This window comes from Paenibacillus sp. FSL R7-277 (assembly GCF_000517965.1).
GTDB lineage: Bacteria > Bacillota > Bacilli > Paenibacillales > Paenibacillaceae > Paenibacillus_AQ > Paenibacillus_AQ silagei.
Genome location: NZ_ASPX01000108.1, coordinates 1 through 12,995, shown reverse-complemented (window position 1 = coordinate 12,995; position 12,995 = coordinate 1). Strand labels below are relative to the sequence as shown.

At 53.3% G+C, this 12,995-nt stretch carries 10 protein-coding genes and 7 tRNA genes; 2 read left to right on the top strand and 15 right to left on the bottom strand.

The genetic code is table 11. The annotated features are described in order from the left end of the window. Positions 1–55: 55 nt before the first annotated feature. The 6 genes from C173_RS27610 to rbsK all read right to left on the bottom strand — a co-directional run bounded on the left by C173_RS27610 (position 56) and on the right by rbsK (position 5,376). The gene (locus C173_RS27610; protein ID WP_051478494.1) at positions 56–616 is read right to left on the bottom strand and encodes a PepSY domain-containing protein; all 561 of its coding nucleotides are present in this window, start codon (positions 614–616) and stop codon (positions 56–58) included. Positions 617–728: 112 nt separating this feature from the next. After that, positions 729–1,331, bottom strand: coding sequence for a PepSY domain-containing protein (locus C173_RS33120; RefSeq protein ID WP_051478492.1), 603 nt, complete (start codon positions 1,329–1,331; stop codon positions 729–731). Beyond that, entirely contained in the window at positions 1,328–2,695 is a 1,368-nt protein-coding gene (locus C173_RS27600; RefSeq protein ID WP_036731212.1) for a sensor histidine kinase, read from the bottom strand. The genes C173_RS33120 and C173_RS27600 overlap by 4 nt, the downstream gene beginning before the upstream one ends. Further along, a complete protein-coding gene (locus tag C173_RS27595) occupies positions 2,692–3,384 on the bottom strand; it encodes a response regulator transcription factor (protein WP_036731210.1) in 693 nt (230 codons plus the stop codon). The genes C173_RS27600 and C173_RS27595 overlap by 4 nt, the downstream gene beginning before the upstream one ends. A 176-nt stretch (positions 3,385–3,560) precedes the next feature. Beyond that, positions 3,561–4,325, bottom strand: a complete 765-nt coding sequence (aroD, locus tag C173_RS27590; RefSeq protein WP_036731207.1) for a type I 3-dehydroquinate dehydratase — start codon at positions 4,323–4,325, stop codon at positions 3,561–3,563. A gap of 112 nt (positions 4,326–4,437) precedes the next feature. Continuing rightward, positions 4,438–5,376, bottom strand: coding sequence for a ribokinase (gene rbsK / locus C173_RS27585; RefSeq protein WP_081751370.1), 939 nt, complete (start codon positions 5,374–5,376; stop codon positions 4,438–4,440). A 292-nt stretch (positions 5,377–5,668) separates the two neighbouring features. Between rbsK and glgP the strand changes: the two genes are divergently transcribed. Together glgP and katA are read left to right on the top strand one after the other, a co-directional pair. Further along, positions 5,669–7,285 carry an alpha-glucan family phosphorylase gene (gene glgP / locus C173_RS27580; protein ID WP_036731201.1) on the top strand — a complete coding sequence of 539 codons (1,617 nt, stop codon included), beginning with the start codon at positions 5,669–5,671 and terminating at the stop codon, positions 7,283–7,285. Between the two features lie 302 nt (positions 7,286–7,587). Further along, the gene (katA, locus tag C173_RS27575; RefSeq protein WP_036731199.1) at positions 7,588–9,042 is read left to right on the top strand and encodes a catalase KatA; all 1,455 of its coding nucleotides are present in this window, start codon (positions 7,588–7,590) and stop codon (positions 9,040–9,042) included. Positions 9,043–9,238: 196 nt separating this feature from the next. Here the strand turns inward: katA and C173_RS27570 are convergent, their stop codons facing one another. The 9 genes from C173_RS27570 to C173_RS27530 form a co-directional block, all read right to left on the bottom strand. Continuing rightward, positions 9,239–10,081: a hypothetical protein gene (locus C173_RS27570; protein ID WP_051478491.1), complete on the bottom strand. Its 843-nt coding sequence runs from the start codon at positions 10,079–10,081 to the stop codon at positions 9,239–9,241. Between the two features lie 175 nt (positions 10,082–10,256). Beyond that, a complete protein-coding gene (locus C173_RS27565) occupies positions 10,257–11,210 on the bottom strand; it encodes a helix-turn-helix transcriptional regulator (protein ID WP_036731198.1) in 954 nt (317 codons plus the stop codon). Positions 11,211–12,085: 875 nt separating this feature from the next. After that, positions 12,086–12,156: transfer RNA gene (locus C173_RS27560), tRNA-Gly, on the bottom strand. 17 nt (positions 12,157–12,173) lie between these two features. Further along, a tRNA-Pro gene (locus C173_RS27555) sits at positions 12,174–12,247 on the bottom strand. Between the two features lie 132 nt (positions 12,248–12,379). Beyond that, a tRNA-Arg gene (locus C173_RS27550) sits at positions 12,380–12,456 on the bottom strand. A gap of 10 nt (positions 12,457–12,466) precedes the next feature. Further along, a tRNA-Gly gene (locus tag C173_RS27545) sits at positions 12,467–12,541 on the bottom strand. A 7-nt stretch (positions 12,542–12,548) separates the two neighbouring features. Next, a tRNA-Leu gene (locus C173_RS27540) sits at positions 12,549–12,632 on the bottom strand. Positions 12,633–12,648: 16 nt separating this feature from the next. Next, a tRNA-Lys gene (locus C173_RS27535) sits at positions 12,649–12,724 on the bottom strand. Between the two features lie 27 nt (positions 12,725–12,751). Continuing rightward, a tRNA-Gln gene (locus tag C173_RS27530) sits at positions 12,752–12,826 on the bottom strand. Between the last annotated feature and the right edge of the window lie 169 nt (positions 12,827–12,995).

The window sequence follows — 12,995 nt, the reverse complement described above, 5'->3', positions numbered from 1 at the left end:
TCGTTTGGCATAGCAAAGAGGCAGCCGTTCAATCCGGCTGCCTCTCTTTTACATATCAATCATCATCCTCGTCGGAATCCGTATCGGTGTACACAACCTTGGCAGTATACGCATCGACACCTACTTCTGTCTTGACCTGCCCGTTCCTGACTTCAACCTCATAGACAGCTCCTCCATGGTCCCGGTCCAGATCAATCTCGGTGACCGTCCCCTTCACAGCAGCTTGAGCCACCTCAGCCGCCTTGCCTGCGGTAATCAGCTTCCCGCCTGAGGCCGGAGCTGCCTTATGAGAGTCTTCATCGTCTGCATCCTTGCGCACGCTGATCACTTTTCCCGAATAGGCATCTACCCGGACATCTATCTCCTGCTTGGTCTGCTGAATTTCGATATCGTAAAACGTGCCGCTGGCCTTCTTCTCCAGATCGATGCTCTCCACCTGTCCCGGAGCTGCCTTCAAGGCAATCTGCTCGGCTTTGCTTACACTAATTAACGTTTTGCTCTGACTCTTCACTGCTGCGGCTGCATCTGCCGTACTGCCCTTCAGCTCGCCTATACCATAAGCGCCTCCGAGAATAAGTGCTGCCGCCGTGATACTGCTCCATATCTTTGTCTTCAATGTTAACGCCTCCTAAGTTCATTCTTCGCTGCTTCATGTAGTAACTATAACGCTACAATCTGAGAGAACAGCGGGAGTAACATTAGAATTCGCTGAGAAAAAAACAGATACCCTAGGAATCGTCCCCATCCGGCTCTTCCCAGGTCACAGACATAATATGGCCCGAGATGGCATTCACCTGGACTACGGCCTCCCGCCCGTCTGAAGTATGGATCTCCACCAGATAATAAGCGCCTGCCGCATCAATTCCCGTATCCACATCGTCCAGCTCCCCCGGTACCTCACGCAGAGCCAGCCTGACAGCCTCCTCTTCGGAGACTACGCTCTGCGCTCCCGGGGTAGGTGCTGGTGACGGGGTAACGGCAGCTCCGCCAGATGGAGCTGGAGTAGCGGCAGACGTAGGCTGCACCGCCGGTTCGTCCACGCGCTTCAGCAGCACGATGGAGAGAATCTCGCCGGTAACTCCGTCCAGCTTCAGCTCATACCGTCCCTGCTCAGTCTGAAGCTCTGCTACATAAGCTCCAGCTTGCAGCTTCAGACTGTCAACCTTACCGGCATATTCGCTCAGCACAGCTTGCTCTGCCTGATCTCTGGATAACACCGGCTCCGAATCCTTCCCGAATATCCGGAAGGCAACCCAAGCCAGCAGCAGGAAGACCACCATACCTATGACTGCCTTGTACATTTTGCTCTTATTCCTTGGATGCTGCTTCATTGTCCACCTCCCCTGCGGTCCGCAGCCATGCGGATCGTCACCGAGGTTCCCAGGCCTACCGTACTATCCATGGACAGCTCCGCTCCGATCGCCCCCGCGATCTCTGCGGCTAGCGACAGCCCCAGGCCTGCCCCTCCGTTCTCACGGGTTCTCGCCTCATCCACTCTATAGAAACGGTCGAATATCTTCGGCAGCTCCTCCGGTGGAATTCCAATGCCGCGGTCGGTAATTACAATCATCCGTTCCTGCCCGGCAGCCTCAATACGCACGGTTATCTGCTCATCGCTGTATTTGCGGGCATTGTCCAGGAAGATGAACAGCAGCTGCCGGAGCTTCGCTTCATCGCTATAGCCTTCGGGTGACCCCTTGACCTGAACCGTGACCTCTCTCCCGTACGCATTATGAAAAGCCTTCGCCGAAGAACGCACCAGCTCCTCCAGATCCATCACCTTCAGCTCCAGATCCCACTGCTCCGGGTGCTTCGCCAGCAGCAGGAGCTGCTCCGTCATTTCCTTCATCCGCACAGCTTCGGAATGGATGGCCTCAACCGATTCATCGAACAGCTCCGGGTGATCCCGCCCTCTGCGCTTCAGCAGACTGGCATAGCTCTCAATAACCGTCAGCGGTGTGCGCAGCTCATGGGAGGCATCCGACACGAATTTCTCCTGCTTCACATAATTGCTCTCTAAGAGGCCTATCATGTCGTTGAAGGTATGTCCCATCTCCACCAGCTCATCCTTCGAGTGTGCTTTCAGCGGAAGCCTGCGGAATTTCCCGCTGCGCTGAATCTCCCGCATAGTCGCCGTCATTTGGACGATGGGCCGCATAATCAGGCCCGACAACAGGCGGCCGGAGAGCAGCAGCGGAAGCAGCACCGCAAGCGTAGCGCCTGCAAGGACCAGCCGCAGCACCCGCAAGGTATCCATCGTGCCCTCCAGACTTTTGGTCATCTGGACATTCAGGACGTTACCGTCCGTCCAGATGACCGGAACGCTCACGAACGCATACAAGCGTCCGTCCACCCTGACCCGCTCCGCCTGCTTCCCGGGATGGTAGACCGGCTTCAGCCGGCTGATCTCCTGCCCCGAGGCTGAGGTGACCGGCGCCGGTCCGCCTCCGTCCACAGTGAGCAGCCGCAGCATTCCCTCCACCGGCACATATGCCCGGAGCAGCTCCGGTGCCGTTACCCCGTCTCCCGTTTTTTTCATCGCGGCAGCAATTCTGGCCGTCTCGGCAGATGCCTGCCCAAGCTGGCTGTCTAGTGACATCCGGCTGAACACGCCGTAGATGAACAGATTCATGAGGATAAGCAGCACGGCGAACAGCACGCTGGAATACAGATGAATGGTGCTCCGCAGCTTCATGGGGCATCCTTCAGCACATAACCAACGCCCCGCACGGTGTGAATCAATTCAGGCTGGTGGTCCAGCGTAATTTTTTTGCGGACATAGCGGATATAGACATCCACAATGTTCGTATCGCCGTAATAATCGTATCCCCAGACGGCAGCCATGATCTGTTCCCTGTTCAGCACCTGGCGCTTATTCTTCAGCAGGTAGACCAGCAGGTCGAACTCCCGGGGAGTCAGCTCGATGCTCCGGCCTGCCCGCTTCACCTCCCGCGTAGTTTCGTTCAGCTCCAGATCCTCTGCCATCAGCAGGTTGACGGCTTCCTCTCTCCTCCGCCCCGAGGCCAGCCGCAGCGCAGCACGGACACGCGCCAGCAGCTCCTCAATTTGAAACGGCTTCGTAATATAATCATTGGCCCCAAGGTCCAGGCCTGATACTTTATCCTCTACCGAGCTTTTGGCTGTAAGCAGCAGCACCGGCGTATCGGGATCACCCGCCCGGATTCGCCGCAGCAGCTCTATGCCGCTGAATCCAGGCAGCATCACATCCAGCAATAACAGATCCGGCTGCTGCTCCTGGTACATCTCCAGCCCCTGATGGCCGCTCCCGGCAATGGACACACGGTATCCCTCGCATTCCAGCTCAATCTGCAGCAGACGGGCAATTCTCACCTCATCCTCCACCACCAGAATCAATTCTGTCATCGGCGCTCCGCCCCTTCTACTTGGTTGCCTCCATTGTAGGGCATGGGCAGCTACAGTTTCAAACTCCGCCCGCTTTTTGCTATCTCTCTCTATATGCAAAAGGGTGCTTCCACCGTAATACCGGCCGGAAACACCCCTGTCCATCTTCATTCCTGCAGCGTCTGAACCTGCAGCCGCTACAAGCTGCGGTGCAGCAGTTCCAGCACACCGCGCAGCTCGGCGACTGCCACCTGCCCCGGTGCCGAAGGCTTATGCGCCGCACCGAAGGTCAGCGCCGAGCCGAAAATCTCCCCGGCCAGCCGGCTGATCACGCCCTCCCCGGCCATCGACATCGTAATGATCGGACGGTCCGCATACTGCTCCTGCATCCGGTTCGTCGCCGCCAGCAGGGTCAGCACATCGGCTGGCCCTTGCGGCATTACGGCAATCTTCGGCAGATCGCCGCCCAGCTCCTGCGCCCGGCACAGCCGGGAGACAATCTCATCCTCGGACGGCGTCCCGTCGAAATCATGATTCGAGAGAATCACGAACACCGCCTGTCCATGCGCTGCTGCAATCAGTCTGCGGACCTCTGCTTCCTCTTGGAACAGCTCCACATCCACAATGTCCACCAGCCCGCTCTCTACCGCCGCCAGGTTCAACTCGAAGTAATAGGCGGTGGAGATTTCCTTCTCCCCGCCCTCCTTGGTGCTGCGGAAGGTGAAGATCAGCGGAATCTCCGGCAGCAGACGCTGAATGTCCTCCAGCACCTGAGTTACGGCATTAATATCTTCCACCTCCGTGAAGAAATCACTGCGCCACTCCACCACATCCGGCGCCAGTGCGATTAGCGCCTCAGCTTCTTCACGCAGCTCCGTCCGCGTCGTTCCGACCAGCGGAACACAGATTTTGGGCATCCCTTCTCCGAGGGTTATATTCTTGACGGTTACTGTACCGCTCAAACGTGTCAGCTCCTTAGCGGACCCGGAGTCTCAGAGCTTCCTCTGACGCTCCCCGCTTAATTTGTCTGTTAGCAAGTGCTTCCTCTATCACACACACGGAATCTACTGGGATCTACAGGTCTTGTGGCTCTGCATTAGCAGCTGTCCGTAGGAACTGCTCCACCTCTTCCAGTCTGGGCAGAGAAGCAATCGCACCCGTCTTGCCCACCGCCAGCGCACCGACAGCATTGGCGAAGCGGACTGCTTCCTCCAGCGTCCTGCCGCAGGTCAGCTGCCAGGCCAGCGCCCCGTTGAAGGAATCTCCGGCTGCCACCGTATCTACCGCTTGCACAGGGAACCCCTGAACATGCCGGCTTCCGGCAGCATCCACGATTAGCGCCCCTTTGGAGCCCAGCGTTACAATGACGTGCCGTACCCCTTTTGACAGCATTGTCCGGGCAGCACGCTCTGCATCCTCCACACTCTCCACAGCGATACCGGCCAGAATCCCCACCTCTGTCTCATTCGGAGTCAGGTAGGTAATATGGTGCAGCAGCTCATCGCTCAGCGGCTGGGCCGGAGCCGGATTAAGAATCACCGGAATCCCATGCTGGTACGCCAGGACTGCCGCAGCCCCGCACATCGCCAGATCCGTCTCCAGCTGCATCACCACGATCCCGGCTCCGCTGATCACTGTCTCAAGTGCTTCAATATCCTCCGGCTTCATCTCCACATTCGCGCCAGGCACTACGATGATCCGGTTCTCACCGGACCCTTCGACCACAATGGAAGCCACCCCTGTAGCCTGGGATTCACTCAGCGAGATATACTCGGTATGAACCCGCTCCTGCTCCATAATCTCCATCAGCCCGCTGCCAAAAGCATCCTTTCCCACTCTGCCGATCATCGTCACATCCGCGCCCAGCCTAGCCGCCGCAACGGCCTGATTCGCCCCTTTTCCACCCGGAGACAGAGCGAACCCCTGACCGAACAGGGTCTCACCCGCCTCCGGCGCGCGCTCTGCCCGCACGACCATATCCATATTCAGACTTCCAATTACGACTATACTCAATCCTTTACACCACCACTTGATTTATTGTTTGCTTTATGGTTTAGATGAAGCTTGTACATTTTTACTCCCCTTATCTTATGGCCTTCCGGCAGGTTTATCAAATTTTATTTATCGGCTCCGCAGGCAGCCAGTTGTCACCGAAACTCCGCTGTGCTTTTTAAGGATAAATATGCTAGAATGATGGTGCAATCGCTTCCAGAGCCCGTCCTGCCTCATTGAGCAAACGTTTGCATCTTAGATACAGCCTGCAGCAACTCGTTATTATCTAAATCGCATTTAGGAGGCTTATCACGTGAGCGAGAACCACTTACCGTCAGTAGCTTATTTCAGCATGGAGTATGGACTACATTCCGATTTCAAAATGTACGCTGGAGGCCTGGGCATTCTGGCCGGAGATTACATTAAGGGCGCGCAGGATATCGGGGCACCCATCATCCCCATCGGACTCAAATGGAAACAGGGCTACACGGACCAGAAGATTGATGCGGACGGCAACCCCTACGACTCTTACCACAACTATGTGTACGACTTCCTGGAAGATACGGGTGTCAAGGTCACGGTAAAAGTCAGAAAGACCGATGTGGTCTGCAAAGTGTGGAGAACCGACCATTTCGGTAACCGTCCGCTCTATTTGCTCGACACCGATATCCCGGAGAACAGTGATACCTGGATTACCGGCCAGCTCTACGGCTGGTTCGGGGAGGAGCGGATTGCCCAGGAGATCGTGCTGGGCATCGGCGGCGTCAAAGCCATGCGCGCTCTAGGAATTAAGATCGATGTCTATCACTTCAACGAGGGACATGCGGCGCTCGCTGCAATCGAGCTGATCCGGGAGAAGATGTCCGGCGGCAGTACCTTTGAAGAAGCCTGGAAGGCTACACGGGAAGAGGTTGTGTTCACTACACATACACCGATTAAGGAAGGCAACGAGACCCATCCGCTGGACCGGCTGGAGTACATGGGGGCCTTTAATGGCTTAACCCGGGCGCAGATGGAGCGGATCGGCGGGGAGCCGTTCAATATGACCGTCGCCGGTCTAAGGCTGTCGCGGATCTCGAATGCGGTCGCCCAGCTTCATGCCGATACTGCCAACAAGATGTGGAAGGAAGTCGCCGGCAGATCCGAGATCATCGGCATCACCAATGCGATTCACACCCCTACCTGGGTAGATGAGCGGATGACCCGTGCTTTTGAGGAGGGCGGCGACCTATGGGCCGTGCACAAGGAGATCAAGCAGGAGCTGATCAGCTTCATCGAAGAACGCTCCAGGATCGCCCTGAATCCAGAGCATCTGCTGATCGGGTTCTCCCGCCGCGCCGCTCCCTACAAGCGCAGTGACTTGATCTTCTCCCAGCCGGACATTATAGAGCCGTACCTGGAGAGCGGCAAGATTCAGATTGTGTTCTCCGGCAAGGCGCATCCGCTGGACGACAACGGCAAGCGGATCGTCAGCAACCTTGTAGCCATGATGCGCAAATATCCGAAGAGCGTAGTCTTCCTGGAGAACTACGATATGACCATCGGAGCCCAGCTGACCCGCGGCTCTGACATCTGGCTGAACAATCCGCGCAGACCGCTCGAAGCCAGCGGAACCTCCGGGATGAAGGCCGCCATGAACGGCGTTCTGAACTGCTCCATCCTGGACGGCTGGTGGCCGGAGGCCTGCATCGACGGCGAGAACGGCTGGCAGATCGGCGACGGCTTCGAGACTACCGACTTTGCGGTGCTTGACCAGCATGACAGCGATGCACTGTACGAGACCCTCCTGAACCGCGTCCTCCCGGTCTTCTATGAGAATCAGGCCAAGTGGGTGCAGATGATGCACCGCAGCATCGAGACCACCCGCACCGAGTTCGCCACCAAGCGCATGCTGGATGAATACTATAACCGTATGTATATCCCAATCTAACTTACAGTAGTTTTTGCTCCTGTCACCCCCATCCAGTTGCTGCTGCTCCCTCACTGTTCACGAATCCCCCTCCTGTCCGCTGCTGCGGGCGGGAGTTTTTTTGCCCGCTCTCCACTCTCCGCTTCCGCTTCATCTAAGCCAAATTTCCTTGTCTGTAACCTCCAGCTCTAGCATGAACCTGCTTTCTTCCGCATAATGTTAATTATAATAATTATAAAAAAGGATTGATTTTATTTAAATTCTTGCTATTATAATATTTATACTTATTCTAAAATCAAATCCTATACGAGGTGATTGTGTTCATGACCACAAACAATAACAACAAGCTAACGACAAGCTGGGGCGCCCCCGTAGGTGACAACCAGAATTCAATGACCGCCGGTGCCCGTGGCCCCGTGCTGCTGCAGGATGTCCATCTGCTGGAGAAGCTGGCCCACTTCAACCGTGAGCGTGTGCCTGAGCGTGTCGTTCATGCCAAAGGCGCCGGTGCCCATGGTTATTTTGAAGTCACCAATGATCTCTCCCAATATACGAAGGCTGCCTTCTTGTCGGGCGTCGGCAAACGCACCCCGATGTTCATCCGTTTCTCTACCGTAGCCGGGGAGCTGGGTTCATCCGATACGGTGCGCGATCCGCGCGGCTTTGCTGTGAAATTCTACACTGAGGAAGGCAACTACGACCTGGTCGGCAATAACACGCCTGTCTTTTTCATCCGTGATGCCATCAAGTTCCCTGACTTTATCCATACCCAGAAGCGCCATCCGCAGACCCATCTGAAGAACCCCAATGCCGTCTGGGACTTCTGGTCCCTCTCCCCCGAGTCTCTGCACCAGGTGACGATTCTGATGTCCGACCGCGGCATCCCGGCTACTCTCCGCCATATGCATGGCTTCGGCAGCCATACGTTCAAGTGGGTGAATGCCGAAGGTGCAGCCGTCTGGGTGAAATATCACTTCAAGACAGAGCAGGGCGTCAAGAACCTCGATGTTAAGCTGGCCGCACAGCTAGCCGGGGAGAACCCGGATTATCATACAGAGGATTTGTTCAACGCCATTGATACTGGAGACTTCCCGGCCTGGAGGCTGCATGTCCAGATTATGCCTGTGGAGGATGCCGACACCTACCGCTTCGATCCATTTGATGTAACCAAGGTGTGGTCGCAGAAGGATTATCCGCTGATTGAGGTAGGCCGCATGGTGCTGGACCGCAATCCTGAGAATTACTTCGCCGAAGTGGAGCAGGCTACCTTTTCCCCCGGCTCGTTCGTTCCAGGCATAGAAGCTTCTCCAGATAAAATGCTTCAGGGCCGTCTGTTCGCATATGGGGATGCCCACCGCTACCGGGTAGGAGCGAACCATAACCACCTGCCGATTAACCGGCCTATCGCAGAGGTCAACAATAATCAGCGCGACGGCGCGATGAATGCTACGAATAACGGGGGAGGCTCCGTCTACTACGAGCCCAACAGCTCCGGCGGGGCAACCGAGTCAGCGCCGCATAAAGCGGCTGCTTTTGAAGTCTCCGGCCAGGCGGACAGCGTGTCTTATGACCATGACGATCACTACACTCAGCCGGGTGACCTGTACCGTCTGCTCAGTGAAGAGGAGCGTGCCCGGCTCGTGAGCAATATTGTCGGCGCGATGACTCCAGTGGAGTCCGAGGAGATCAAGCTCCGCCAGATTGGCCACTTCTACCGAGCCGATCCGGAGTTTGGCCGGCGAATTGCAGAAGGACTGGGTTTGGCTGTAACAGAGTAACCTCTATCCACAGCAAAGAAGGGATAAGCATCGTCGCTTACCCCTTTTTTTGCATGATATGCAGCTTATATTTCCAGATTCATGAGACAGAGAGATTTTAGACTAGTGGCCTGCTCCGTGATTGTTAATAGAGATATTGCCAGAGGATGCGGATAAGTGGCCGCCTGCGCTTGCCGTTGTTACCACTACGCTTGCACTAATCAGCAATACGGCTGTTAATAACGAGATCGCCTTTTTCATCTTTTAAAAACTCCCTCTCTAAGATATTTTTCATTACATTTTGATAAGATTCTTGTTGTTCTGCGGTCGCATGGCTTCGGATATGTTCATAAAACGACACAATCTTCCTAAAGCCTGTCCCGTCATAAAGTTTACTACTTATTACCAAAATATAGAGAGTCAGATTAATTGCATCATGAATTTTCTCCCTTTTATACAAATAAATTGCACTAAGATGCATGTAGTCTATGTAGTATCTGATATCTTCCTGCTTCTCTCTGCAGCTTAGTTCCTTCAATGGCTCATTGAATTCATCCAGTACCCAGTCGATAGAAAAGTTGTACTTAATGGCCGATTCCAGCACAGTAATCAAGCAGGCAAGCAGCTCCTCCTGGTCCCCTGTACGAATGAATTCAACATAATCAGGGAGAACTTCAACCTTTCCTTCCAGCAGATCAATGACGAAGGTGTTGGCAATCGCAATGTTCCTGTAGTATTCCACTTCTACGGCAGCTTCCTGATCCACATCCGTGATCCAGCTCAAATCCGAATACAAACCTATACACTTTCTTGATTCAGCGAGGTTACCGAGCTTTTGATAGGCAATCCCCTTCATGCACGCACTGTAACCGAGATAATACGCTATATTTTTTTTCAAATAATACTTCTTTGCACCCTGTCGATGGGAGCCGTAGGTTAGAACTGCAAGTTCAAAGAGCTTGTCTGAAATCTCGAGAATTGCCGTCCAGTTCTCCCATGAGAACGAGACTTTAAGCATGTCTGTCAAAGAGTCTTCATTCATCCCATCCAGTTCCAGCAATTTCTATCTTGCCTCCTATCATTCCATTATATTCCAATAATAACCTGCTTCACCGCTCCGGTCAATTCATTCCCGACATATATATCTCTAAAAAAGCCTTTATTCTCCAGTTGAGCTATTCAATCTAACCTTTTCGACATTTTTATTCCATATTATGTAATAATGTAGTCTGCGGCTACTGCTGATACACATCCAGCCACTGCTCCAGTTGCTCTTTCAAGCGCTCCCTGGCCGACTCCGGCTCTAGAATCTCAGCATTCGGGCCATACTGCAGAATCCACTTGATGAACTCCTTCTCATTGTTAACCGTGACCTCGAACAGCAGCGTTCCATCGCATTCTTCGCTCATCCGCGGCTGTACGAACAGCTCCTCTTCCTTAATGTAACGCGCCACCTCCGGATCGAACCGTACCTTGAACGTGACATTCCGGGTCCCCCGGTTGATCGACCAGGTATTTTTCAGATATTTTTTAATATTGAAATTCCCCTTATCAAAAGTGGAAGCCGTCATCTCGACCTGCTCAAACCGGCTGATCCGGAACGTACGAATTGCGCCCTTCAGATGGCAATAGCCAATCAGATAAAAGCGCTGATCCCGCGGGATCAGATAATAAGGATCAATCTTCCGCGCTGTAGTGGCGTTGCGTGACTGCGAGTGGTATACCGTCCGGATGCTGCGCTGCTCCAGAATGGCTCCAATAAGCGGCTGCAGGAAGTTCCGGCTCTCCTTGCGGTAGGCGGGGGTACCCATTTGAATAATATCCGCGATATTCTCCAGCAGGCCATTCTGCCGCGATTTCTCCTTCAGATGAGTCCCCATCACCTTGTCATAAGCAGAATGAAAACCCGGCGGGATTCTATCCGGATTCAGCACAGAAGGCAGCAAAGAGAACGCCAGCGACTCCTGCTCCGAGAAATCCAGCGGATATAAAAAGAATTTGCCCATGAACCGGTAGCCCGTGCCCCTTCCCTCATTCGTAACCGGTGCAAAGTGGCTGATCACCTCAAGATCCCTGTAGATCGTTCTAATATTCACTTCGCACCTAAAAGCCAAGTCTGCTGCGGTAATCCCCGGGTTCGACTGAATGGCGTTAATGATTCTGAAAATCCGTATTACTTTGTCTGTCATAACAAATGCTCCTCAGCTTCCAAGTAAGTGTTGCCTATGATCCAATAGTCCAATAGTTATACTATATCAGTTCTATAGAAACATAACGCCCTCCCATACTATTGCAACATTCCAGCCCTTACAACAAATCACCCTAGCGGCTGAATGATACTACTGGTGCCTCTATACCACTCGTATACGAAGCTCACTTTTCTCCATCTCTCTACCTTCTGACGGCCGTTTGACAGTTACAGCCCTAAGCGCTCCGGCTCACAGATACTCTGAGTTCTATGTGTTCGGTTATTCGATTACATTCGGCCATTCACCTTCCCTCCATCACATTGTGTTCTGTTTTTCGCATACATCCGCCCCGTTTAGTTCCTCCGCAGCAAATGTATTCGGTTTTCCGCATACGTTCTGATTTGTTTCTTACTTTAATGGCGATAATGGCGATGCTTCCACCTCCTATCTCTTACCAATTCTAAGCATTTTCTCTCACCGACCGCTTGAATTGAGCCGCATTGTTGCATATCTTGCAGGATTTCTCTAAAAATGTTACGGGCTACGCTATATTGTTGCATCAATTGCAGGAATTCCGGTGATTAGAGCAACTTAGCGCTGGCTTTGTTGCATTTCTTGCAGGATTTCAGCATCGGTCGCTTCTATTGGGCAGTATTGCTGCATTTCTTGCAGGAATTCTAAACAATGTTACGAGCTGTGGAGCATGGGGCCCCATCCTTTCATCGCAAAGGAGCGATTGTATTCGGACTTTCGCATACAATGGGACACGCGCACTTATATCAGCCCAATGTGTTCTGTTTTTCGCATACATTTCCAAATAGCAAAAAAAGTCCGCCTTCCCCATAGGGATGACGGACTCACGTGATACAGATATAAGCGGGTGATGGGAATCGAACCCACGCTATCAGCTTGGAAGGCTGAAGTTCTACCATTGAACTACACCCGCATAGGTGAAATGAAATATCGGGATGACACGATTTGAACATGCGACCCCCTGGTCCCAAACCAGGTGCTCTACCAAGCTGAGCTACATCCCGTTAATAAAAATGGCGCGCCCTGAGAGATACGGATGCTACCCATCCGATTGCGAAGTTGTGCTATCGAAGCTTATGCTCCAACGAACTCGTTCGAATCTGACGGACACTTAGATAATTCAATGAAGCAATATATGGCGCGCCCTGAGAGATTCGAACTCCCGGCCTTTTGATTCGTAGTCAAACGCTCTATCCAGCTGAGCTAAGGGCGCAAAATCTATATGGAGCGGACGACGGGAATCGAACCCGCGACCCTCGCCTTGGCAAGGCGATGCTCTACCGCTGAGCCACGTCCGCAAAAACATGGTGCGCGTGAAGGGACTTGAACCCCCACGTCGTGAAACGCCAGATCCTAAGTCTGGTGCGTCTGCCATTCCGCCACACGCGCACACGTTACAAGAAAATGGTGAGCCATGAAGGACTCGAACCTTCGACACCCTGATTAAAAGTCAGGTGCTCTACCAACTGAGCTAATGGCTCTCATAAGAGAAACAATCCAAAAAAAGATGGCTGGGGATATAGGAATCGAACCTATGAATGACGGAGTCAAAGTCCGTTGCCTTACCGCTTGGCTAATCCCCAATATTATAATTAGCAAAATACTACGGAATCGGATGGATACTCTATACTTCGAGATATAGGATGCTCAATCCCTCATGTCTTAATACCAATTAAAATGGCGGAACCGACGGGATTCGAACCCGCGATCTCCTGCGTGACAGGCAGGCATGTTAGGCCAACTACACCACGG

Coding starts and splice junctions, on each gene's coding strand:
- C173_RS33120 (WP_051478492.1), bottom strand. CDS start 1,331: ATGAAGCAGCATCCAAGGAATAAGAGCAAAATGTACAAGGCAGTCATA.
- C173_RS27600 (WP_036731212.1), bottom strand. CDS start 2,695: ATGAAGCTGCGGAGCACCATTCATCTGTATTCCAGCGTGCTGTTCGCC.
- C173_RS27595 (WP_036731210.1), bottom strand. CDS start 3,384: ATGACAGAATTGATTCTGGTGGTGGAGGATGAGGTGAGAATTGCCCGT.
- katA (WP_036731199.1), top strand. CDS start 7,588: ATGACCACAAACAATAACAACAAGCTAACGACAAGCTGGGGCGCCCCC.
- C173_RS27565 (WP_036731198.1), bottom strand. CDS start 11,210: ATGACAGACAAAGTAATACGGATTTTCAGAATCATTAACGCCATTCAG.